Below are 23,159 nucleotides of genomic sequence, written 5' to 3'. Positions count from 1 at the left end.
GTCGCGGTGCCGATTACTCCCTGTAACAAGCGGTGCCGCCGAAGACAAAGAAAAAGGGGCGCCGAGGCCGATGGGCAAGCGCCGAAAGGAATGAAAGTGTCTGGTTTCGCGTCGCTTCGCCTGACCCTCAGTGCAGCATTTCTCGGCGCTCTGCTTTATTCTCCGCTTGTGGCCGCGCAGAGTGCCGCAGCACCTGCCCAGAGCGTCGTCACGCTTGGTCCGAGTGGCCTGCCGCTGCCGCGCTTCGTCAGCCTGAAATCCGGCCGTGTCAACTCGCGCGTCGGTCCCGGGGCCAACTACTCGGTCGACTGGATGTATATGAAGGCCGGCCTGCCGATGGAGATCATCCAGGAATTCGACACATGGCGCCGCGTGCGCGATGCCGATGGTTCGGAAGGCTGGATCAACCAGTCGCTGCTGTCCGGCCGGCGCACGGCAATCGTTGCTCCGTGGCAGCGCGGCAAGGGTGCCCAGATCAACCTTCTCAACAGCCCCAACAAGGACGCAAGGGTGGTCGCGATGGTCGAGCCGGGCGTCATGGGCACGATCAAATCCTGCGACGGCCAGTGGTGCGAAATGACATTCGATGGCCACACAGGCTGGCTTGCCCAGTCGATCGTCTGGGGCGCCTATCCCGGCGAACGGGTCAAGGACTGATTCTTGACCCAGAATCTTAACCCCGATCCTTCACGGCCCGGTTTGGGTGTGTTGAAATTCAGGTCAGCCTAGCGCCCGATACGGCCGAGATGGGTGTCCTGAAAGCCGGTTGGCAGCTTCAGGCCATAGGCCAGCGCACGGTCGATGGCGATGTGCGCGATCCAGATCAGCGCAACCGCCATCGCGGCCGCATTGCCCCACATGTGCCCGCCGAGCAGCAACAGCACGGGCACGGTAAGGGGGCCTCGCCGGTCATTCGCGGCGTTTGGGGCGCAGCCTCACCACGATATCGACATTGGCGATCTCCATCCCTTCCGGCGGCTCCGGCAGGTTGGCGACCGTCACCGGACCACTGTCGATGTCGAATATGCGGTTTTCGCCTTCGATGTAGAAATGGTGGTGGTCGGAGGTGTTGGTGTCGAAATAGGTTTTCGCGCCCTCCACGGCGAGGATGCGCAAAAGTCCCGCCTGGGTAAACTGGTGAAGGGCATTGTAGACGGTGGCCAGCGACACCGGCACGCCGGCGGCAACCGCCTCCTCGTGCAGTTCCTCGGCCGACAGATGCCGGTCGCCCTTGGCGAAAAGCAGATCGGCCAGCGCAATGCGCTGACGCGTCGGCCTCAGGCCAGCTTCACGGACCCGCTTGTCCACAGCGACATTTTCCTTCCGGCCGTCCAGGTCCATCTTCTCGTCGAACCCCACAGTTCCGCCCCAAGACACGCCCAGAATGGCAAAAAAATGAACGTCTGCCGAAACCGGACCTCTCAGGACATATATTCTGTCGTCCGAATGCGATCAATAGCGCGCATTGACCCAGGCAGACGAGCAGGCTAAGCGCAAACGCCGGTTTCCGGCCTGAAACAGATTGTGTTAGGAAACCAACGACAAGGGCACCCGATAGCCCGGAACGATATGGGGATGAGATTGATGGCGGGTAAATCCAGCTACGAGTACGACGAATTGCTGGCCTGCGCCCGCGGCGAACTGTTCGGACCGGGCAACGCCCAGCTTCCCTATCCGCCGATGCTGATGTTCGACCGCATCACCGAGATCAGCGAGACGGGCGGCGCCTTCGAGAAGGGTTTCATCCGCGCGGAGTTCGACATCAAGCCGGACCTGTGGTTCTTTGCCTGCCATTTCATCGGCAATCCGATCATGCCGGGGTGCCTCGGCCTCGACGCCATGTGGCAATTGACGGGCTTCTATCTTGGCTGGCTGGGCGAACCCGGCAAGGGGATGGCGCTGTCGACCGGTGAAGTGAAATTCAAGGGCATGGTCACGCCCTCGGTGAAGAAGGTCGAATATGGCATCGACTTCAAGCGCGTGATGCGGGGCCGGCTGGTGCTCGGCATCGCCGATGGCTGGCTGAAGGCGGATGGCGAACCCATATACGCGGCAACGGATTTGAAAGTCGGTCTGTCCAAGCAGTCGGCGGTTGGCTGACCGGCATCCCTGGCCAGCTCTCTGGCCAGCACCCCTGGAAGGAGTTGCGAATGAGACGTGTCGTAGTCACAGGCATCGGCATTGTGTCGTCGATCGGCAACAATGCCAACGAGGTGCAGACCTCTCTGCATGACGCCAGATCCGGCATCAGCTTCTCCGATTCCTTCGCCGAACACGGCTTCCGCTGCCAGGTCTGGGGAGCGCCGACGCTCGATCCATCGGCCATGATCGACCGCCGTGCGATGCGCTTCCTGAGCCAGGGGGCTGCCTGGAACCATGTCGCCATGGATCAGGCGATCGCGGATGCGGGCCTCGGCGAGAGCGACATCACCAATGAGCGCACCGGCATCGTCATGGGATCGGGCGGACCATCCACCCGCACCATCGTCGAAGCTGCCGAAACGACGCTGAAGAACGGCAGTCCCAAGCGCATCGGTCCGTTCGCGGTGCCGAAGGCAATGTCGTCGACCGCATCGGCGACGCTTGCCACCTGGTTCAAGATCCACGGCGTCAACTACTCGATCTCGTCGGCCTGTTCGACCTCGGCGCATTGCATCGGCAATGGCTATGAATTGATCCAGTGGGGCAAGCAGGACATCATCTTTGCCGGCGGCCACGAGGATCTCGACTGGACGATGTCGGACCTGTTCGACGCCATGGGCGCCATGTCGTCGAAATTCAACGACAACGCATCGACCGCTTCCCGCGCCTATGACGCCAATCGCGACGGCTTCGTCATCGCCGGCGGCGCCGGGGTGCTGGTGCTGGAAGAGCTTGAGCATGCCAAAGCGCGCGGCGCGAAAATCTATGCCGAGATCGTTGGCTATGGCGCGACGTCGGATGGTCACGACATGGTTGCCCCTTCAGGCGAGGGCGCAGTCCGCTGCATGCGCCAGGCGCTGGTCACGGTTTCCACACCGGTCGACTACATCAACACCCATGGTACCTCGACGCCGGTGGGAGATTCCAAGGAAATGGGAGCGATCCGCGAGGTGTTCGGCCCAGAGATGCCGTATATCACCTCGACGAAGTCGCTGACCGGCCATTCGCTGGGCGCGGCCGGCGTGCAGGAATCCATCTATTCGATCCTGATGATGCAGGGCGGCTTCATCGGCGAAAGCGCCCATATCGAGACCCTCGACCCCGAATTCGAGGGCATGCCGATCGTGCGAAAGCGCATCGACGACGCCAGGATCGACACTGTCTTGTCCAATTCGTTCGGCTTCGGCGGCACCAACGCCACGCTCGTTTTCCAGCGCTATTCCGCATAAGGATTTGCCGGCCATGGACGGATTGATGAAGGGCAAGCGCGGGCTTGTCATGGGTGTCGCCAACGATCATTCGATCGCCTGGGGCATCGCCCGGAAATTATCCGAACATGGCGCGGAACTCGCCTTCACCTATCAGGGTGATGCCTTCGGACGCCGGGTCAGGCCGCTGGCCGACAAGCTCGGCGCCTCGCTGGTCGTGCCGTGCGACGTCGAGGACAGCGCCTCTGTCGCGGCCACGTTCGAGACTCTGGGCAAGGAATGGGGCGGGCTGGATTTCGTCGTCCACGCCATTGGCTTTTCCGACAAGAACGAGCTGAAAGGCCTCTACGCCGACACCAGCCGGGACAATTTCGTCCGCACCATGGTGATCTCCTGCTACTCCTTCACCGAGGTCGCCCGCCATGCGGCCACCTTGATGAAGGACGGCGGATCGATGATCACGCTGACCTATGCGGGGTCGGTCCGCGTCATGCCGAACTACAATGTCATGGGCGTCGCCAAGGCAGGGCTGGAGGCGAGTGTCCGGTATCTTGCGAACGACTACGGTCCGCGCGCCATCAGGGTGAACGCCATTTCGGCTGGACCGGTGCGCACGCTCGCCGGCGCCGGCATTTCCGATGCGCGCCACATGTTCTCCTACCAGCAGCGAAACTCGCCGCTGCGCCGCACGGTGACCATCGACGAGGTCGGTGGCTCGGCACTTTATCTGTTGTCGGATCTGTCTTCCGGGGTTACCGGCGAAATCCACTATGTCGATTCCGGCTATCACATCGTTTCCATGCCGACGCTCGACGAATTGAAGCAGACCGACGGCGCACGAGACTAACGCCTGCCGCCCAAAGATGCGCGGCGGTTTTAAAATGGCGACATTTGAAGACACGAAGCTTAGGCGCGCCAGTTGAATCCGTTTCAGCGCCAGGCGCGTTGATCCGCTCAAGAAATACTTTCGGTCCAATAAAATTGGATTCATTCGCGGAAACTCATTTTAAGGAGATATCCGCTAGAAAGCCCCGTACTCAGGGGAACTTTCAATGCTCGCCGTCAGCAACCCGAAGCGAACACCGGTGTTCCGACTGCTCACCATAGCGAGTTCGGGTCTCGGCAGTTTCGTCCTCGGGCTCTGGGGCCTGAAGCTCGGTCTCGGCGATGGTTTTGCCGGCATCTCCGCGGACATGATGGTCTCGGTGATGGCCGCTCTTTGCGCACTGGCGGCGTCGGTCGCCGCGATGTCCTTCTTCGCCGGCGTCGATGAATCAGCGGATTTCGTCTTCACGGAAACCCATTTCGACAAGCTGACCGGCCTGGTGGCACGCCCGGCGATGGTCGGCAAGATTGCCGAGGCGGCATGCGCGACCAGCCGGACCGGCGAGCCGATGTTCCTCATCGATATCGACATCGACCGCTTCAAGCAGATCAATGACGCCATCGGCTACAGCCAGGGCGACGAGTTGATCCGCGCCTTCACCAAGCGCTTGAAGACGTGCGTGCCACCGCGCGCGCTGATCGGACGCATCGGCGCCGGTGAATTCGCGATCCTGCTGCCCGACAATCAAGTCTCGGGGTCCTTGGAAAGCACCATAGAGAGGCTCATCGACGAGATGATGGAGCCCTATGATCTCGGTACGCACCTGCAATCGGTCAGCCTGTCGGTCGGCATCGTGGCGATGCCAAAGGACGGCGTCGATCCGGTCCTCATCCTGCGCCGCTCCAATCTGGCGCTGCAGAACGCGCGCGCCAGCGGCGTCGGCAACTGGTCGGTCTTCCATGCCGAAATGGGCAGGGTCGCCGACCATCGCCAATGGATCGAATCCGAACTGCACATAGCCTTCGAACGTGGTGACTTCGACCTTCATTACCAGCCGCAGCTCGATCTCCCGACCGGCCGCATCGTCGGGTATGAAGCGCTTATCCGCTGGCGGCATCCGGAACGCGGCATGATCCCGCCTATGGAGTTCATTCCGATCGCCGAGGAAACCGGCATGATCGGCCCGATCGGCGAATGGGTGCTGCGCAAAGCCTGCAGCGACGCCCGGCATCTGCCCGACGATTGCTTCGTCGCCGTCAACATCTCGCCCGTGCAGTTCATGACCAAGGACTTCGTCGGTATCGTGCGCGACGCCATGACGAGCACTGGCATCAAGCCGTCGCGGCTGGAGCTGGAAGTGACCGAGACAGCGATGATGCAGGACCGCGACCGCGCCGCCGCCATCCTGAAGGAGCTTGCGGATATGGGCATCTCGGTCGCCGTCGACGATTTCGGCACCGGCTATTCCAATTTGAGCTATTTGATCGATTTCTCGTTCGGCAAGCTGAAGATCGACCGGTCCTTCGTCAGCCGCCTCGACACCGATTCCAGCTCGGGTGCGGTCGTCTCGACCATCGTCGGGCTGTCGCGCGCGCTCGGCGTCAGCATCATTGCCGAAGGCGTCGAGACCGAAGGCCAGGCGACGCTGCTCAGGGCAGCCGGCTGCGAGGTGGTGCAAGGCTACCTGTACGGCAGGCCGGCCCCCCTCAAGATCAGGGTCGGCGACGTGCATGTCACCGATGAGGTCCGACGCGTCGCCAATCTGCATTGAACGCGGTGCATTGTATCAACGACGAGCGACAAGCACCTTGAACATGCCGTCGCGGGCGAGTTCGGCATGGCTCGAAAAAGCGGCCGCCAGGATCGGCTCATAGGGAAGCTGGCGGTTGGCGACCATGAACAGCCGACCACCTGGTTTCAAGGCCTTGGCCGCCGCGCGGATCATACCGGCGCCGATCTCCGGCTCGGCCGCCCGGCTGCGGTGAAAGGGCGGGTTCATGGCGATCGCGTCGTAGCGCTTCTCGACCGGTTCCTTCAGCAGATCGATCCAGAAGAAATTCCTGGCGATCGACTGGCCGACCCCTGCCAGATGGAGCTTTGCGGCTTCGAGCGAGGCGAAATCGGCCTCATAGAGGTCGAGCGCTGAAATGCCCGGTGAGCGGACGGCGATCTCGGCAGCCAGATACCCCCAGCCGGCGCAGAAATCGGCAATGCTGCCACGCAGATCATTGGGCAGGTTCTCGACCAGCAATTTCGAGCCGGTATCGATCCGGTCGAAGGAAAACATGCCGGGCACGGTGCGGAACCGGTTTTCAACCAGCAGAGCGGGATTGGCGGCGCGCAGTTCTTCCGCGGCGGCGAGGTCCGCGGGACGGCGTAACCAGAAGGCGATGCCGTGATATTTTGGCAGATGGCCCTCCAGCGGCACAAGTTCGTCAACGCGCTTGCGCAGGCTGGCAATGCCATCGTCCTTGCCGCCGCCAACGACGACCAAGCCGCCCGGCGCCACACGCTCAAGCGCCTCCGCGAGGCGCACTTCGTTCAGACCCCGATGCCGGCCGGCAAGCACAAGTGCCATATCGAAGCCATCGCCTTCCACTTGCGCGGTGACGGCGCAGCCAAACGCCTGCAGCGCGCTAAAATGCGGCCGGAAGCCCTGCACGAGGTGAAGCGTCGCCTCGAAGCCTTCAGGCAGGCGAAAACCCGGCTCAGCGCCGAGAAACAGGGCGCGCGTGCCCTTTCCCGGCAAAGAAACAGCCTCGGCCTCGAAGGGATGGAAAAGCGTCTTCAACGGCTCGGCGGACATCGTTCGATCTCGACTTGTCTGGGCGATTTGAAAGTGAAAACCGGGGCTGAAATGAAAACGGGCGCGACATAAGCCGCGCCCGCTTCAATTCATGAACTCAAGACGTTCAGGCGGCGTTTTCTTCGCCTTCGGTCTTCTTGTCGCGGGCGAGTTCCTTGCCGGTGGCCTGGTCGACGACCTTCATCGACAGGCGGACCTTGCCGCGCTCGTCGAAGCCCATCAGCTTGACCCAGACCTTGTCGCCTTCCTTGACCACGTCCGAGGTCTTGGCGACCCGGTCGTTGGCAAGCTGCGAGATGTGGACGAGGCCGTCACGCGGACCGAAGAAGTTGACGAAAGCGCCGAAGTCGGCGGTCTTGACGACCGTGCCTTCGTAGATCTCGCCGACTTCCGGCTCAGCGACGATGGTATGAATCCACTTCTTCGCCGCCTCGATCTCCTTGGCGTTGGACGAAGCGATCTTGACCGTGCCGTCGTCCTCGATGTTGATCTTGGCGCCGGTCTTTTCGACGATCTCGCGGATCACCTTGCCGCCCGAGCCGATCACGTCACGGATCTTGTCGGTCGGGATGTGCATCACTTCGATGCGCGGTGCGAACTCACCCAGTTCCGAACGCGCGCCGGTCAGAGCATGCGCCATCTCGCCGAGGATGTGCTGGCGGCCATCCTTGGCCTGGTCCAGCGCGATCTTCATGATCTCCTCGGTGATGCCTTCGATCTTGATATCCATCTGCAGCGAGGTGATGCCGTTCGCGGTGCCGGCGACCTTGAAGTCCATGTCGCCGAGGTGATCCTCATCACCAAGGATGTCGGACAGAACGGCGAAACGCTCGCCTTCCTTGATCAGGCCCATGGCGATACCGGCAACCGGCTTTGCCAGCGGCACGCCGGCATCCATCAGCGCCAGCGAGGTGCCGCAGACGGTGGCCATCGATGACGAGCCGTTGGACTCGGTGATCTCCGATACGACGCGCAACGTGTAGGGGAACTGGTCGGCACTCGGCAGCATCGGGCGAATGGCGCGCCAGGCGAGCTTGCCATGGCCGATTTCGCGGCGACCCGGCGAACCCATGCGGCCGGTCTCGCCGACGGAGTAGGGAGGGAAGTTGTAGTGAAGGAGGAACTTCTCCTTGTACATGCCGGTCAGCGAATCGACATACTGCTCGTCCTCGCCGGTGCCGAGCGTGGCAACGACCAGCGCCTGGGTCTCGCCGCGGGTGAACAGCGCCGAACCGTGGGTGCGCGGCAGGACGCCGACTTCGGAAACGATCTTGCGGACCGTCTTGAGGTCACGGCCATCGATGCGCGAGCCGGTGTCGAGGATGTTCCAGCGCACGACCTTTGCCTGGAGTTCCTTGAATACCGAACCGATCTGCTCGGAAGTGTACTTGGCGTCTTCGCCTTCGGCGGGGGCAAACGCTGCCTTGACCTTGGCCTTGACGGCGTCGACGGCGGCGTAGCGCTTCTGCTTGTCGACGTTCTTGTAGGCATTGCTGAGTTCGTCGCCGACGATCTTCAGCATCTCGGCTTCAAGCGCGGAATAGTCCGGCGCGGTGAAGTCGCGCGGCTCCTTGGCGGCGACTTCGGCCAGCTTGATGATGGCGTCGATGACCGGCTGGAAGCCCTTGTGGCCGAACATGACGGCGCCGAGCATCAGCTCTTCGCCCAATTCCTTGGCCTCGGACTCAACCATCAGCACGGCGTCGGTGGTGCCGGCGACGATCAGGTCGAGCTTCGATTCCTGCATCTCGTCGACATGCGGGTTGAGCACGTATTCGCCGTTGATATAGCCAACGCGGGCGCCGCCGATCGGGCCCATGAAGGGCACGCCCGAGAGCGTCAGGGCAGCCGAGGTGGCGACGATCGACAGGATGTCGGGATCGTTCTCGAGGTCATGCTGGACGACGGTGACGACGATCTGCGTGTCGTTCTTGTAGCCGGAGGCGAAGAGCGGGCGGATCGGGCGGTCGATGAGGCGGGAAACCAGCGTTTCCTTCTCGCTCGGGCGGCCCTCACGCTTGAAATAGCCACCCGGGATCTTGCCGGCGGCGTAGGTCTTTTCCTGGTAGTTGACGGTCAGCGGGAAAAAATCGAGGCCGGGCTTCGGCTCCTTCATCGAAACGACGGTGGCGAGAACCTTGGTCTCGCCGTAGGTGGCGAGCACCGCGCCGTCAGCCTGGCGTGCGATCTTGCCGGTTTCGAGGATGAGCGGACGGCCGCCCCATTCGATTTCCACTTTGTGGTGATTGAACATGTCTTGTCCTTAATATGAGGAAAGGGCCGCGCCGTTTCACGGTGCGCGGATGCCCTTTCCCTGGCTTCCTTTCTCGGGCAGCCACGGGCAAGACAACGGGAAGCTCGGGTGATTTCGGCGCACTGCGCGCGCGAGCGTCCTGCAATCCTGCCCCATGACCGTCCATGGGCGGTTTCGAGTGCCCTCTGCACGATCGAAACCGGGTCTGGCCAGTCGATGCGACTGGCAGAATGCGCGACCGGCGGGCTCTCCTTCGAAAGCCCGCCGGTCAATTCGTCAACGACGCAGACCGAGCTTCTCGATCAGCGTCTGGTAGCGCGCGTCGTCCTTGCGCTTGAGATAATCAAGCAGGCTGCGGCGCTGGGAGACGAGAGCAAGCAGACCACGGCGGGAATGGTTATCCTTCTTGTGGTCCTTGAAATGGTCGGTCAGGTTCTTGATGCGCTCGGAAAGGATGGCCACCTGGACTTCCGGAGACCCGGTATCGCCCTTGGCGGTTGCGAATTCACCCATCAATTCCTGTTTGCGCTCGGCAGTAATCGACATCGTGTTTTTCCTTATCTGTTTGAGGAAACGGGTCGCCCTCAGCCGGGATGTCGTCCAGCAGGGGCCGGTGCAAGCAAAGCGTCACAGCGCTATGCTGCGGCGCATATAGTGCAATTCCCCGGAAAACACCAGCCCAATTCACCAGCCGGCTTTTCAGGCCCAAAATGGCAGGTTTATCCTTGTCAAAGCCATTTCTTCCATTTGAAGAAGGCGATCAGCCCGAACGCGACAAGCGCCATGAACAGCAGCGACAAGGGATAGCCATAATAGGCCTTCAGTTCCGGCATGTTCCAGGGCGAAGACTCCGGGTCGAAATTCATGCCCCAGATGCCGACCAGGAAGGTGAGCGGCATGAAGATGACCGATACGATGGTGAGATAGCTGATGACGTCGTTGGTGCGCGCCTGGCTCAGCGACAGGTGCATCTCGATCAGGCCGGTCAGCATGTCGCGCTGGGTTTCGACCAGTTCGATCAGCCGCAGCGCATGGTCGAGCGTGTCGTTGAGGAAGATCTTGGTCTCGGCCTTCACATAGGGCACATCGTTGCGGATCAGCGTCGCCAGCGCATCGCGCATCGGCCAAAGCACGCCTTTCAGCACGTTGGCGTCGCGCCGCAATTCATGCAGTTGCCGCATCTGATGCTTGTGCGGCGAATGCAGCATCTCGTCCTCGATGCTGTCGACCGTGTCGCCGGCGGCCTCGATCGGCGGAAAGTAGCTGTCGACGATGGCGTCGATCAGCGCATAGGCGAGGTAATCGGAGCCCCGGGCGCGCAACCGGTTGGGCGCCGAACTTTCGATGCGCTTGCGCACCGGATCGAACGGGTCGCCTTCACGCTCCTGGAAGGTGACGACGAAGTTGCTGCCGAAGAAGACGGCGATCTGCTCATAGCGATGCGAGGTGACGTCGTCGATCATCCTGACGACGACGAAGGCATGGTCCTCGAAGAAGTCGACCTTCGGCCGCTGGCCGGTGTTGACGACGTCCTCCAGCGCCAGCGGATGCAGGCTGAAAATGCGGCCGATCTCCTCGATCAGCGGGATGTTGGCGAGGCCGGTGCAGTCGAGCCAGAGGACCGGCCATTTGTCGCAATGGGTGTTGAGGTCGTCGATGCTGGCATTTTCGATGGTTTTGAATTTTTCGGGCGAGATCAGCGTCAGCCTGAGTTCGCTGCGACGCGCCGAGGGGTCGGCGATCAGCGTGCCAGGCGACGCACCGACCGGCGGCCGGCGCGTTTTCACCGGCGCCCGTTTGTTCACCGCTTCGGCCTTTGCCATGTGCCCCTCGAACGTAGAGTCGAACTGAAGTTAGACGAGAGCCGTCACCCGGCAAAGACCCGCTTGGGCTTGAACATGCCTTGCTCGATGGCACCGATGGCGACCAGCTTGCCGCGCGCCGTGGCGCAGGCTTCCTCGGCTTCCACCGGTGCATCGCGGCCGCGGATGATGACCGGGTTGCCAAGGCGGATCTTGGTCGCCGCATCGTCGCTGATGGCGATCTGCGGCAGGCAATCGAGGGCAGCCGATGTGTCGACCAAGAGCGCATCGATGGCATCGAAGTCGATTGGCACTTCCACCTTGTCGGCAGCCTCTGCCGTGTCGGCGGCTACCGTAGCGTCGGCGATATCAGTCGCGTCTGCGTTTCCCTCCACCACGCCGAAACGGGCAGCTTCCAACTCGGCGATGGTAACGAAGTCCTCCGAGGTGAACGGTTCGACCTCGACCCGGCGCAATTCGCTGATATGGCCGAAACAGCCCATGTCGCGGCCCATGTCGCGGGCCAGCGAGCGCACATAGGTGCCCTTGCCGCATTCGACCTCGAAAACAGTGTGGTCGGCGCCATGCTCGACAACGTCCAGACGGCCGATCTCGATCTCTCGCGCGGGTATGTCGACCGTCGCACCGTCGCGGGCCAGATCATAGGCGCGCTCGCCGGCGATCTTGATGGCCGAGAATTGCGGCGGCGTCTGCATGATGACGCCGGTGTATTTCGGCAGCAGGGCGAGCACCTCGGCTTCCGACGGACGCAGATCGGACTCCTTCGTCACCGGACCTTCGAGGTCATCGGTGGAGCGCTCCTGCCCCCATGCGACGGTGAAGCGATAGATCTTGGCGCCGTCCTGCACGTAGGGAACGGTCTTGGTGGCCTCGCCAAGCGCGATCGGCAGCATGCCGGACGCCAGCGGGTCGAGCGTGCCGGCATGGCCGGCCTTTTCGGCCTGGAACAGCCATTTGATCTTGGAGACGGCTTCGGTCGAGCCCATGCCGACCGGCTTGTCCAGGATCAGCCAGCCCGAGATCGGCCGGCCCTTCTTCTTGCCGCGGCGCGCCACTATTCGGTGTCCTTGTTGTCGTCTTTGTCCTGGTGCGCGTTTTGCTGGTCCTCAGGACCCAGATCGCGCGCCACTTCCGGGGATTTCAAGAGGTCGTTGATCCTGGCGAAATTGTCGAAGGAGGTGTCGAGTTTGAAGCGAAACTCCGGCATGAATTTCATCTGCCGCAGCGCGCCGGAGACACGGCCACGGATGAATTTCGCATGCTTGTTCAGCGCCTCGACCACCGCATCGGTATCCTTGGCGCCGAGTGGCGAAACGAAAGCGGTAGCGACCTTCAAATCGGGCGACATGCGCACTTCCGAGACCGACACCACGGTGTTCTCGATCAGCGGATCGATGATCTCGCCGCGCTGCAGGGTTTCGGACAGCGCATGGCGCACCTGTTCGGCGACGCGCAGCATGCGCTGGGATGGGCTGGATGTGGTTGGACGGGGCATTTTTCTCTATCCTGAAGCGTGAGGCGCGGGATGGGACCGTGCCGCATGTCTCATATGGGTCGTTCTCAATAGACCTCGGGCGGCGGCCTTTCGGCCACCGCCCGGTATGGACAAGTCACTCGAACTCAGAGTGTCCGGGTCACCATCTCGACGCGGAAGCACTCGATGACGTCGCCGACGCGCATGTCTTCGTAATTCTGGAAGGCCATGCCGCACTCCTGGCCGCCGGGGACTTCCGAAACTTCGTCCTTGAAGCGCTTCAGGGTCTTCAGCGTCCCTTCGTGGATGACGACGTTGTCACGGATCAGGCGCACACCCGCGCCACGCTCGACCTTGCCTTCGGTGACACGGCAGCCGGCGATCTTGCCGACCTTGGTGATGTCGAAGATCTCGAGGATCTGCGCGTTGCCGATGAAGGTCTCGCGACGCTCCGGCGACAGCAGGCCCGACAGAGCCGCCTTCACGTCATCCACGAGGTTGTAGATGATCGAGTAGTAGCGGATCTCGATGCCAGCCGCCGCTGCGGCGGCACGCGCCTGGACGTTGGCGCGGACGTTGAAGCCGATGATCGCGGCACCCGAAGTCTCCGCCAGCGACACGTCGCTTTCGGTGATGGCGCCGGCGCCGGCATGGACGATGCGCGCACGCACTTCGTCGGTGCCGAGTTTGTCGAGTGCGGCGTTGATCGCCTCGATCGAGCCCTGCACGTCGCCCTTGATGACCAGCGGGAATTCCTTCAGCCCGCTTGTCTGCAATTGCGACATCATCTGCTCAAGCGAACCGCGCTGGCCGGCATGCTTGGCAACCGCCTTCTCGCGCGCCAGCCGCTGGCGGTATTCGGTGATCTCGCGGGCACGGGCCTCGTTGTTGACCACGGCGAAGCGATCGCCGGCCTGCGGTGTGCCCTGCAAGCCAAGCACTTCCACCGGCATCGCCGGCGGCGCTTCCTTGATCTGCACGCCACGATCGTTGACCAGCGCACGCACCCGGCCCCATTCGTTGCCGGCAACAAGGATGTCGCCCGGCATCAGCGTGCCGGTCTGCACCAGCACGGTCGCGACGGGGCCACGGCCCTTGTCGAGCTGGGCTTCGATGACGACACCCTCGGCGGTACGATCCGGATTGGCCTTCAGGTCGAGAATTTCGGCCTGCAGCAGGATCGCCTCGAGCAGCTTGTCGAGATTGGTGCCCTTGGTCGCCGACACTTCGACGTCCAGAACTTCACCGCCCATGGATTCGACGAAAACCTCGTGGCGCAGCAGTTCGGAGCGCACTTTCTGCGGATCGGCATCATGCTTGTCGATCTTGTTGATCGCCACGATGATCGGAACGCCGGCCGCCTTGGCATGGCTGATCGATTCGATCGTCTGCGGCATGACGCTGTCGTCGGCGGCAACCACCAGGATGGCAATGTCGGTCGCCTGGGCGCCACGAGCACGCATCGCCGTGAAGGCGGCGTGGCCGGGCGTGTCGATGAAGGTGATCTTGTGACCGTTCTTCTCGACCTGGTAGGCGCCGATATGCTGGGTGATGCCGCCGGCTTCGCCGGAGACGACATTGGCGTTGCGGATCGCGTCGAGCAGCGAGGTCTTGCCATGATCGACGTGACCCATGATCGTCACGACCGGCGGACGCGAAACCAGGTCCTCGGCATTGTCGGCGATGTTGAACAGGCCTTCCTCGATGTCGGACTCGGCGACGCGGCGGACCGTGTGGCCGAATTCGGTAGCAACCAGCTCGGCCGTGTCGGCATCGATGACGTCGCCCGGCTTCAGGATCTGGCCCTGCTTCATGAAGAACTTGACCAGGTCGACCGCGCGCTCGGACATGCGTTGCGCCAGTTCCTGGATCGTAATGGTCTCTGGCAGGATCACTTCGCGCATGACTTTCTCGCGCGGCTCATTGTGCATCGCGCGCTTGAATTTTTCCTGGCGGCGACGCATCGACGACAGCGAACGGGCTCGCGCGTCTTCGTCGGACAATGCTGAATTCAGCGTCAGCTTGCCGCGGCGGCGGTCTTCCTCGGCCTTGGTCGGCTTGGCCGGACGCGCCACTTCGGGCGTGACCGGACGGCGCACCGGTGCGCCGGCACCAACACGCTTCGGCTTGGCCACTTCCTCGTCATCGACCGTTGCCAGTTCGGCAGCCAATGGCGCGCGTCGACGGGCCTCTTCCTCAGCCCGACGGCGGGATTCGGCCTCGGTCTGCAGCCGCGCCTCTTCCTCGGCCTGGCGGCGTGCGGATTCATCGCGTTCGCGCTTGCGGCGCTCTTCGTCCTCGGCGCGACGCTTGGCATCCTCGGCGGCGCGCTGGCGGTCCTCGACCTCGCGAACCTTCGAGCCCTCGAGCGCCCTGCGGCGCGCTTCCATTTCACTGCGCGACAGTTCGTTCAGCACCATGCCGCTGCGTTCGACCGGGGCCGGCGGCGGTGGTGGCGCCTTCGGTGCTTCCGGCACGACGACGGGTGCGGCCACGACCGCCGGCTTCGGTGTGAAGACGGGGGCGGCAACAGGCTCCGGCTTGTCGCCGGGCATCGAGAACTTGCGCTTCTTGGTTTCGACGACGACCTGCTTGGTGCGGCCGTGCGAGAAGTTCTGGCGCACAGTGCCCTGTTCCATACCGGGGCGCTTCAGCGTCAAGGTCTTCTTCGGCGTCACACTCAGCGTATTGTCGTCACCCGATTTCGTATCGCTCATTCCATATCCTCTGCGGCATCATCTTCGTCAGCAACAGCCGCAAGCATTGCCAGATCGTCCGGGGAACCGCCCCGATACCGGTCGAGCGCAACCATGCGCTTCTGGACCGCCCTGCCCGCGTCTCCCGCGAGAACGGCAGCATGTATCACATTTGTACCCCCCAATGCCAAGCTCAACTCGACCTCGGAGAAAAGTTTGTAGGCAAGGATGGCGGGCCCGCCGAGATGGACTGTCGCCCGTCGCGCCTGGCTGATCTTGCGCACGCCGTCATCGGACGCCTCGGTCGCGTGGAGCACGAAAAGCGCCAATCCGCCGCGAACAGCACTTTCGACCTTGGTAGCACCAAGCGAAATTGCGCCTGCCTTACGGGCAAGACCAAGCATGCCCAGAGCGTGCCTGGAAAGCAGCCCGTCGATCATGCCGCCAAGATCGGGCGGCACGACCACCTGTGCCTTGAAGGCGCGGGCAAAGAGGTTCTTCGCCGCAGCCTTGTCGATATGTAGGCGGTCGGCGCTCACCCAGCAACCGCGGCCGGGCAGATTTCTCTTGATGTCGGGAACGACGGCCGAATCCGGGCCGACGACGAACCGGATCAGATCATCCGGTTCGGCTTGTTTGCGCGTAACGATGCAGGTGCGATCGTTCATCTCGTCCAGGGGCGGGTTCGGTGCGATGCGGTTTCACCTCACGCACCAACGGCTTCGTCAGCCGAGACTTCTTCGGCTGCAAGCTCGTCTTCGGTGATCCAGCCGGCCTTGAGGCGGGCGGCCAGAACCATCTGTTCGGCGTCTGCGCGGGTCACGCCATGATTGGCCAGCACGCCCGGATAGACCTTTGTCTCGCCGTCCTTGCGTTCCTTCCAGCCGGTCAGGTCGTCGGCGGCATAGCCGGCGAAATCCTCGATCGTCTTCACGCCGTCCTCGCCAAGCGTCACCATCATGGCGGTGGTGACGCCGGGAATTTCGCGCAACTCGTCCGAAACACCGAGCGCCTTGCGCTTGTCATCGTGCTCGGCCTCGATCTTCTCCAGATATTCGCGGGCGCGGGTCTGGATTTCCGAAGCGGTGTCCTCGTCGAAACCGTCGATCGAGGCGATCTCGCCGGAATCGACATACGCGACTTCCTCGACGCTGGTGAAGCCTTCGGAGGCCAGCACCTGGCCGACCATCTCGTCGACGTCGAGGGCTTCCATGAACAGCGACGAACGCTCTACGAATTCCTTCTGGCGACGCTCGGATTCTTCGGCCTCGGTGAGGATGTCGATATCCCAGCCGGTCAGCTGCGAAGCCAGACGCACGTTCTGGCCGCGGCGGCCGATGGCCAGCGACAGCTGGTCGTCGGGAACCACGACTTCGATGCGCTCGGCATCCTCGTCGAGCACGACCTTGGCGACTTCCGCCGGCTGCAGCGCGTTGACGATGAAGGACGCCGCCGAAGGCGACCACGGAATGATGTCGATCTTCTCGCCCTGCAATTCGCCGACGACGGCCTGGACGCGGCTGCCGCGCATGCCGACGCAGGCGCCGACCGGATCGATCGAGCTGTCGCGCGAGATAACGGCGATCTTGGCGCGCGAACCTGGGTCGCGGGCGACCGATTTGATCTCGATGATGCCGTCATAGATTTCCGGCACTTCCATGGTGAACAGCTTGGCCATGAACTGCGGATGGGTACGCGACAGGAAGATCTGCGGGCCGCGCTGCTCGCGGCGCACATCGTAGACATAGGCGCGGACGCGGTCGCCATATTTGTAGTTTTCACGCGGGATCAGCTCATCGCGACGGATGATCGCTTCGCCGCGGCCGAGATCGACGATGACGTTGCCGTATTCGACGCGCTTGACGGTACCGTTGACGATCTCGCCGATGCGGTCCTTGTACTCGTCATACTGGCGGTCGCGTTCGGCCTCGCGGACCTTCTGCACGATGACCTGCTTGGCCGACTGGGCGGCGATGCGGCCGAAATCCATGGGCGGCAGCTGTTCGGCGATGAAGTCGCCGAGCTGGGCGTCGGGATTGCGCTCGCGAGCCGAGGAAATGGCGATCTGCGTGGCGTAGTCATCGACCTTCTCGACCACTTCCATCAGCCGCTGCAGCTTCATCTCACCGGTGTTCGGGTTGATGTCGGCGCGGATGTTGGTCTCCTGACCGTAACGCGAGCGCGCCGCCTTCTGGATCGCATCGGCCATGGCGGCGATGACGATCGACTTGTCGATCGACTTTTCACGCGCGACCGCGTCGGCGATCTGCAGCAATTCAAGTCTGTTGGCGCTTACAACCATCGTTTTTCTCCGGAGCTTGTTTGCCGGGCCTTTGCGCCCGGCAGCTCAATCATAGTTCCTGTTCGTGGTCTTCCGTGGCGTCCGCTTCCGCACCCGACTCGTCGTCGTCCGGTTCGCCGCGGCGCTTCTTGGCTTCCTTGCGCGCCCTGTTGTCCTTCGACAGGGCATCGCGGATGAGATCGTCGGTCAGGATCAGGCGCACGTCGGCAATCGCATCGTAGGGGACACGCACCGTCGGCTCCTCGCCATAGGCTGCCTTGTCGCGCTCAATCAGCACATCGTCTTCGCCGGCTTCGGCGATCTTGCCCTTGAAGCGCTTGCGGTCGGCGACGACCATCGATGTTTCCATCTTCACCAGATGACCCGTCCAGGTCGTGAAATCCGATTTACGGACCAGTGGCCGGTCGATGCCGGGCGACGAGACTTCGAGGTGATAGGCCTTTTCGATCGGATCATCGACGTCGAGCGCCGGCGACACCGCGCGGCTGACCTCTTCGCAATCCTCGACGGTCATGGTGCCGTCCTCGCGTTCGGCCATGATCTGCAGCGTCAGCCCGTTCTGGCCCGACAGATGCACCCGCACGAGGCGGAAGCCGATGCCGCGCAGAACCGGCTGGACGATCAGCGCGATGCGCGCATCGATGCCGCTTTCGCGGATGATGCGATCGTCGCCCTCGCTTGCCGTTGCAGTCATTGAAGCCCTGTCGTTCTCTACCAAGTTATCGGCAGGTAATAAAAAAGAGCGGGACCGGATGGACCCACTCTTCGTCATACCGACCAAGAATTTGAGGCTGATATAGACGATGACGGCCTGTGTTTCAAGCCCGCTGTGCTGGTCGGGCAACGCCGCCATCGAGGCGGCCCGCGCCAGCGTTGCATGGGGCGCATGGCGCCTATGCGGCGACACCCATGGGATCGGCGCTGAAACGCACCTATTTATGTTGCGCCGCACAAATGTGGCCGTGCGCCATACGTGCGCGAAAGGACATGATCATGAGCAACCGCAAGATATTTTCTGCAATAGGCGACTTCTTCACCGTATTCGGCAGCGCCGTGGCCGCTTCACGGGCCGTGGAAGCCGGGCGCAGGCCGCGCGCCGACGACCTGCGCAATCTCGGCGTCGAGCCTGCCGCCTTCGATCGCATCGGCCGCCGCTTCTAGCTTTGACGCAATTCCGGACGGAAAACCGTTTCACACTTTTCCTGGAATTTCTCTAAGACCGCGAGCTTATTTCCGAATGAAGGTAAGATAGGCCGGCCGCCGGCCCTCACGAATGGCCTTGGCCTCGTAACGGGTGCCCGGCCAACCTTCATAGGAAAGGTGCCAGTCCGCCGCCTCGCAAGCCTGCCATGCGAACGCGCCATGCGCGCGGCAATGCAGCAGGGTCCAGTTGACATAGGTGTCGATGTCGGACGCGAAGCGGAATTTTGAACCAGGCTTCAGCACACGCGCGAACCGCTCGAGATTGACCGGGCTGACGAAGCGCCGCTTCCAGTGTTTCTTCTTCGGCCAAGGGTCGGGATAGAGCAGATCGATGCCGTCGAGCGAGGCTTGCGGCAGCCAGTCGAGCAGCCTTGTGGCGTCGTCGTCATAGACCCGCAGATTGGCGAGTGGTTTCTCGCGCACCGCCATCATCATCTTGGCCATGCCGTTGACGAAGGGCTCGACGCCGATAAAGCCGATCGAAGGCGCCTCGATCGCACGATGCAGGAGATGCTCGCCACCGCCGAAGCCAATCTCAAGGCGAACCGCGCGGACATCCGTCTCAAACAGAGCGTGCAGATCAGCCGGCGGTTCAGCCGTCAGATCGAGCCGATATGTGCCAAAGCCGCTTTCCAGTGCGGCCGCCTGCTGCGGACGCATGGTTTTGCCGCGCCGGCGACCGAAAAAGGCTTCGGTCGCGCGGCTTGGTCTGTCCTTCGGATCCATGGTGGGACTTTGCGGCGCCGCTGTCAGGCGGCGACCGCGTCCTTGAGCGCCTTGGCGAGATCGGTCTTTTCCCAGGAGAAAGACCCATCACGGCCGGCCTTGCGGCCGAAATGGCCGTAGGACGACGTCTTGGCGTAGATCGGTTTGTTGAGATCGAGGTGACGGCGGATGCCCGACGGCGACAGATCCATCACCGTGCGCAACGCGTCCTCGAGCTTTGCCTCGTCGACCTTGCCGGTACCGTGCAAGTCGACATAGACCGACAGCGGCTGAGCAACGCCGATGGCGTAGGAAAGCTGGATGGTGCAGCGGTCGGCGAGTTTCGCCGCCACGACGTTCTTGGCCAGGTAGCGCGCCGCATAGGCCGCCGAACGATCCACCTTGGTGGTGTCCTTGCCGGAGAAGGCACCGCCGCCATGGGGTGCGGCACCGCCATAGGTGTCGACGATGATCTTGCGGCCGGTCAGCCCGGCGTCGCCGTCCGGCCCGCCGATGACGAACTTGCCGGTCGGATTGATGTACCACATGCAGTTGTCGGCGATCTTCAGCTCGCCCAGCGCCTCCCGGATATAGGGTTCGACGACCTTGCGGACCTTCTTCGAATCCCAGCTCGCATCGAGATGCTGCGTGGACAGCACGATCTGCGTCGCCTCGGCGGCCTTGCCGTCGACATAGCGAACGGTGACCTGGCTCTTGGCATCCGGTCCGAGCCTGCCGGCTTCACCGCTGCCCTCGTGGCGGGCGGCCGCCAGCAATTCGAGGATCTTGTGGCTGTAGTAGATCGGCGCCGGCATCAGATCCGGCGTCTCGCGGCAGGCATAACCGAACATGATGCCCTGGTCGCCGGCACCCTCTTCGCCCTGACGGTCGGAGGCATTGTCGACGCCCTGTCCGATGTCAGGCGACTGGCCGTGCAGCAGAACCTCGATCTTCGCCGTTTTCCAGTGGAAGCCGGCCTGCTCGTAGCCGATTTCGCGGATCGCCTTGCGGGCGACCGACTTGAACTTGGCCGGATTGACGACCGGATGCCCAGCGGCATCCTTGAGAATATTGCCTGCCTTGTCCCTCTTGAGCAGCGTGTCGGGAACACGCACTTCGCCGGCGATGACGACACGGTTGGTGGTGGCCAGCGTCTCGCAGGCGACACGGACTTTCCACGGGTCCATGCCGGTCTTCTTGGCTTCGCGATACACTAGATCGACGATCTCGTCGGAAATCCGGTCACAGACTTTGTCGGGATGGCCCTCGGCAACGGATTCCGAGGTAAAGAAGTAGTTCTGCCGCGTCACGGGTGTCCCCTCTTGAAAAACGATCGGCAGGCTGCCGATTTTGGCGCGCCACGTGTTAGCGGGGCGAAGCGCCGCTCGTCAAGCGGTGCTTCGGCTCTGGCATGAATGTCGATGCAGTTATCTTGTGCCACCAGCGACAAGACGCCGCCGGTGCTGGCGTGATTGAGGATCAGTCGGGATCGTCGGCGGAGAGGGACTTGACCAGGTCTATAATCCTGCGGCGCACCTTGGCATCAGCGATCTTGACAAAGGCCCGGTTGAGCTGAAGGCCTTCAGGGCTGCCGCAGAATTCGACAGCGAAAGCCATCGACGCGTCCTCGGCAAATCCACGGCCCGCCACGGGCTCCTGGCCGGGCGCATCCTCGAAAAAGAAGGCGACCGGCACGCCGAGTATGGACGCTATCGCCTGCAATCGGCTGGCGCCGACGCGGTTGGTGCCTTTTTCATATTTCTGAATCTGTTGAAATGTGATGCCGAGGTTTTCTCCCAGCTTTTCCTGGCTCATTCCCAGCATGTTGCGGCGAAGCCGGATGCGACTGCCAACATGGATGTCGATCGGATTCGGTTTCTTCTTGTTGTCTTCTGTCATTTTTTCCTCGCCGAATTTTTTCGGCTTTCTCTATTTTTTTTCCTGCCCAAACAAAGCCGGAGGCAACTGCCCCAACAGAACGATCCACCGGCTTCGAGAAATTTTCAGGCACTTACAGTATGAGTTTCTAATGTGTTGGCTGTCAATTCACCCGTAGCCTTTGCCTTACGTTCAACAGCGCTGCCCCAACGGCAAACAGCAACATGATCAGCATTCCGTTAATGCGCCGTTGGCCGGGAGATATGAGCGCCTGTCCGGAAATCGGTATGTGGGCATCGATGGCGCCGCGTGCGTCGATCGCAAGCGCATCGACGATGCGCCCACGCGGATCGACGACGGCCGAGATGCCGTTGTTGGCAGCACGTACCAATGGCAATCCATTTTCCACCGCGCGGATCTGGGCCTGCCTGAAATGCTGATACGGACCCGGCGTGTCGCCGAACCACGCATCGTTGGTAACGTTCACAATAAGCTGCGCTGACGCAGCGTCAACTGCCACAAGATCGGGAAAGATCACCTCATAACAGATAAATGGCAGCGCACGGATGCCATCGGGCAGCGTGATGGCGTGCCGCTCATTGCCGGCCGCGAAACTCATCGGCCCGGCAACCAGTTGCTCGATGCCGAAACGCTGGAGCAGATCGGCGAAAGGCAGGTATTCGCCGAACGGCACCAGGTGAACCTTGTCGACGGCGTCAGCGATTTCACCCTTGTCGTCGATCGCCACCACGGAGTTGTAGTAACGGCTGTCGGCATTCGCGGCCGAACCGCCTTCCTCGCGAACGACGCCGGCAATCAGCATCTGGCCGGATCCGAGCATGTCTCCCAGCGCCGTCAATGCGTCCGGACGCTCGGTGAAGAGGAAAGGCACCGAGGTTTCGGGCCACAGGATCAGCTGCGGCTTTTGATGGCCTGGGTCCGGCGCCTTGGCCGAGAGCCCCATCAGGACCGCGAAGATGCGGTCGCGCACCGAGGCATCCCATTTTTCCGACAGGTCCACGGCCGGCTGAACGATGCGGACATCCAGGCTGCGTGAAGCTGGCGGTTCGGGAGCGCCAAGCCTGACATAGCCGAAGCCGACATGGGCGGCGGCGAGCATGACAAACAGTGCCGCGCCGAGGCGCAGGTGCCGACGTGCCGCCAGCAGTGCCGGCAGTGCGAAGACGAACACGGCGAGCGCGTTCATGCCGATCATGCCCGTCACCGAGACGCTCTGCATCAGCAGCGGCACGGGCATGGCCGCGTAGCCGACGGCATTCCAGGGAAAACCGGTGAACAGGAAATCGCGCAGCCATTCCGCCAGCCCGAAGCCGAAGGCAAGGGCGGCGATGCGGCCAATGTCGTTGCTCCACAGCAGCCGGGCAACGATTGCCGCAAAGCCGTAGAAAAAGGCGAGCATGAAAGGAATGCCGACCACGGCGAAGGGGAGCGCCCAGGCAAAGCTGTCGGCCTCGACCAGCAGCGCCGAACCGATCCACCAGAGGCCGGCGAGGAAATAGCCGAAACCGAACCACCAACCGACGGCGAAAGCCGGCCGCAGACGCCGGAACAGACTGCCGGAAGCTTCACCGGTGGCGCCGTCGAGCAGCCAGACCAGCAGCGGAAACGAGACGAAACAGGCGGCGAAGAAATCGTAAGGCGCCTGACCAAGCACCGCCAAGGCACCTGCGAGAAACGCCACGAGCGCACGCCGCCAACCCCAAAGCAGAATTATCCGGCCGGTGAGGCGCTCCATGCATACTTCCGAGTCGCGAATCAGGACACAAGATTTAACAGGCTGCGCTCCGCGCTCCAAACGGGCGGATGGCTGGCTGAGATGCA

Annotated in this window: 21 protein-coding genes and 2 pseudogenes; 6 read left to right on the top strand and 17 right to left on the bottom strand. The window is 62.4% G+C overall.

Annotated features, from left to right (window positions below; all coding sequences use genetic code 11):
• Positions 1-96: 96 nt before the first annotated feature.
• Complete coding sequence (locus NP945_RS07095) at positions 97-657, top strand: SH3 domain-containing protein (protein ID WP_256745937.1); 561 nt, start codon at positions 97-99, stop codon at positions 655-657.
• A gap of 68 nt (positions 658-725) precedes the next feature.
• Here the strand turns inward: NP945_RS07095 and NP945_RS07090 are convergent, their stop codons facing one another.
• Positions 726-890 carry a DUF4260 family protein gene (locus NP945_RS07090; protein WP_372337958.1) on the bottom strand — a complete coding sequence of 55 codons (165 nt, stop codon included), beginning with the start codon at positions 888-890 and terminating at the stop codon, positions 726-728.
• 19 nt (positions 891-909) lie between these two features.
• Positions 910-1,341, bottom strand: coding sequence for an iron response transcriptional regulator IrrA (gene irrA / locus NP945_RS07085; protein WP_024503471.1), 432 nt, complete (start codon positions 1,339-1,341; stop codon positions 910-912).
• Positions 1,342-1,584: 243 nt separating this feature from the next.
• On the opposite strand from irrA, the gene fabA reads away from it, so the two are divergent.
• From fabA to NP945_RS07065, 4 genes are all read left to right on the top strand, one after another.
• Positions 1,585-2,100, top strand: coding sequence for a 3-hydroxyacyl-[acyl-carrier-protein] dehydratase FabA (gene fabA, locus NP945_RS07080; protein WP_013527885.1), 516 nt, complete (start codon positions 1,585-1,587; stop codon positions 2,098-2,100).
• 50 nt (positions 2,101-2,150) lie between these two features.
• On the top strand, positions 2,151-3,371 hold the full coding sequence (gene fabB, locus NP945_RS07075; RefSeq protein ID WP_256745936.1) for a beta-ketoacyl-ACP synthase I: 1,221 nt from the start codon (positions 2,151-2,153) through the stop codon (positions 3,369-3,371).
• Between the two features lie 13 nt (positions 3,372-3,384).
• The gene (fabI, locus tag NP945_RS07070) at positions 3,385-4,197 is read left to right on the top strand and encodes an enoyl-ACP reductase FabI (RefSeq protein WP_127267921.1); all 813 of its coding nucleotides are present in this window, start codon (positions 3,385-3,387) and stop codon (positions 4,195-4,197) included.
• 205 nt (positions 4,198-4,402) lie between these two features.
• Positions 4,403-5,947, top strand: a complete 1,545-nt coding sequence (locus NP945_RS07065) for a bifunctional diguanylate cyclase/phosphodiesterase (protein ID WP_256745935.1) — start codon at positions 4,403-4,405, stop codon at positions 5,945-5,947.
• 15 nt (positions 5,948-5,962) lie between these two features.
• Here NP945_RS07065 and NP945_RS07060 read toward each other — a convergent pair whose 3' ends face one another.
• From NP945_RS07060 to rimP, 11 genes and pseudogenes are all read right to left on the bottom strand, one after another.
• Entirely contained in the window at positions 5,963-6,982 is a 1,020-nt protein-coding gene (locus NP945_RS07060; RefSeq protein WP_256745934.1) for a class I SAM-dependent methyltransferase, read from the bottom strand.
• A 106-nt stretch (positions 6,983-7,088) separates the two neighbouring features.
• On the bottom strand, positions 7,089-9,236 hold the full coding sequence (gene pnp, locus NP945_RS07055; protein ID WP_127318977.1) for a polyribonucleotide nucleotidyltransferase: 2,148 nt from the start codon (positions 9,234-9,236) through the stop codon (positions 7,089-7,091).
• 276 nt (positions 9,237-9,512) lie between these two features.
• Positions 9,513-9,824, bottom strand: coding sequence for a 30S ribosomal protein S15 (gene rpsO, locus NP945_RS07050; RefSeq protein WP_269470859.1), 312 nt, complete (start codon positions 9,822-9,824; stop codon positions 9,513-9,515).
• A gap of 140 nt (positions 9,825-9,964) precedes the next feature.
• Positions 9,965-11,059 carry a magnesium/cobalt transporter CorA gene (gene corA, locus NP945_RS07045; RefSeq protein ID WP_256745933.1) on the bottom strand — a complete coding sequence of 365 codons (1,095 nt, stop codon included), beginning with the start codon at positions 11,057-11,059 and terminating at the stop codon, positions 9,965-9,967.
• A gap of 44 nt (positions 11,060-11,103) precedes the next feature.
• Positions 11,104-11,343: pseudogene (truB, locus tag NP945_RS31945) on the bottom strand (tRNA pseudouridine(55) synthase TruB); the annotation flags it as partial.
• A 101-nt stretch (positions 11,344-11,444) separates the two neighbouring features.
• Positions 11,445-12,114: pseudogene (truB, locus tag NP945_RS31940) on the bottom strand (tRNA pseudouridine(55) synthase TruB); the annotation flags it as partial.
• On the bottom strand, positions 12,114-12,554 hold the full coding sequence (gene rbfA / locus NP945_RS07035; RefSeq protein ID WP_256745931.1) for a 30S ribosome-binding factor RbfA: 441 nt from the start codon (positions 12,552-12,554) through the stop codon (positions 12,114-12,116). The pseudogene truB (NP945_RS31940) and the gene rbfA, both read right to left, overlap by 1 nt.
• 125 nt (positions 12,555-12,679) lie before the next feature.
• Positions 12,680-15,250 carry a translation initiation factor IF-2 gene (gene infB / locus NP945_RS07030; RefSeq protein ID WP_127294040.1) on the bottom strand — a complete coding sequence of 857 codons (2,571 nt, stop codon included), beginning with the start codon at positions 15,248-15,250 and terminating at the stop codon, positions 12,680-12,682.
• Positions 15,247-15,897 (bottom strand): RNA-binding protein, encoded by a 651-nt coding sequence (locus NP945_RS07025; RefSeq protein WP_127270709.1) that lies wholly within the window; start codon positions 15,895-15,897, stop codon positions 15,247-15,249. The genes infB and NP945_RS07025 overlap by 4 nt, the downstream gene beginning before the upstream one ends.
• A 38-nt stretch (positions 15,898-15,935) precedes the next feature.
• On the bottom strand, positions 15,936-17,531 hold the full coding sequence (gene nusA / locus NP945_RS07020) for a transcription termination factor NusA (RefSeq protein WP_013527896.1): 1,596 nt from the start codon (positions 17,529-17,531) through the stop codon (positions 15,936-15,938).
• A gap of 49 nt (positions 17,532-17,580) precedes the next feature.
• The gene (rimP, locus tag NP945_RS07015; RefSeq protein WP_127270712.1) at positions 17,581-18,225 is read right to left on the bottom strand and encodes a ribosome maturation factor RimP; all 645 of its coding nucleotides are present in this window, start codon (positions 18,223-18,225) and stop codon (positions 17,581-17,583) included.
• Positions 18,226-18,524: 299 nt separating this feature from the next.
• On the opposite strand from rimP, the gene NP945_RS07010 reads away from it, so the two are divergent.
• Entirely contained in the window at positions 18,525-18,692 is a 168-nt protein-coding gene (locus NP945_RS07010; protein WP_013527898.1) for a hypothetical protein, read from the top strand.
• Between the two features lie 66 nt (positions 18,693-18,758).
• Here the strand turns inward: NP945_RS07010 and NP945_RS07005 are convergent, their stop codons facing one another.
• From NP945_RS07005 to lnt, 4 genes are all read right to left on the bottom strand, one after another.
• Complete coding sequence (locus NP945_RS07005) at positions 18,759-19,460, bottom strand: tRNA (guanosine(46)-N(7))-methyltransferase TrmB (protein WP_127399232.1); 702 nt, start codon at positions 19,458-19,460, stop codon at positions 18,759-18,761.
• A 23-nt stretch (positions 19,461-19,483) separates the two neighbouring features.
• A complete protein-coding gene (gene metK / locus NP945_RS07000) occupies positions 19,484-20,749 on the bottom strand; it encodes a methionine adenosyltransferase (RefSeq protein ID WP_256745930.1) in 1,266 nt (421 codons plus the stop codon).
• 169 nt (positions 20,750-20,918) lie between these two features.
• Positions 20,919-21,338: a helix-turn-helix domain-containing protein gene (locus NP945_RS06995; RefSeq protein WP_013527901.1), complete on the bottom strand. Its 420-nt coding sequence runs from the start codon at positions 21,336-21,338 to the stop codon at positions 20,919-20,921.
• A gap of 142 nt (positions 21,339-21,480) precedes the next feature.
• On the bottom strand, positions 21,481-23,073 hold the full coding sequence (gene lnt, locus NP945_RS06990; RefSeq protein ID WP_127327720.1) for an apolipoprotein N-acyltransferase: 1,593 nt from the start codon (positions 23,071-23,073) through the stop codon (positions 21,481-21,483).
• Positions 23,074-23,159: the final 86 nt, after the last annotated feature.

The organism is Mesorhizobium sp. LMG17149 (genome assembly GCF_024518695.1).
GTDB lineage: Bacteria > Pseudomonadota > Alphaproteobacteria > Rhizobiales > Rhizobiaceae > Mesorhizobium.
The sequence above is the reverse complement of the archived record's forward strand: the minus strand, read 5'-3'. Positions and strand labels throughout refer to the sequence as shown.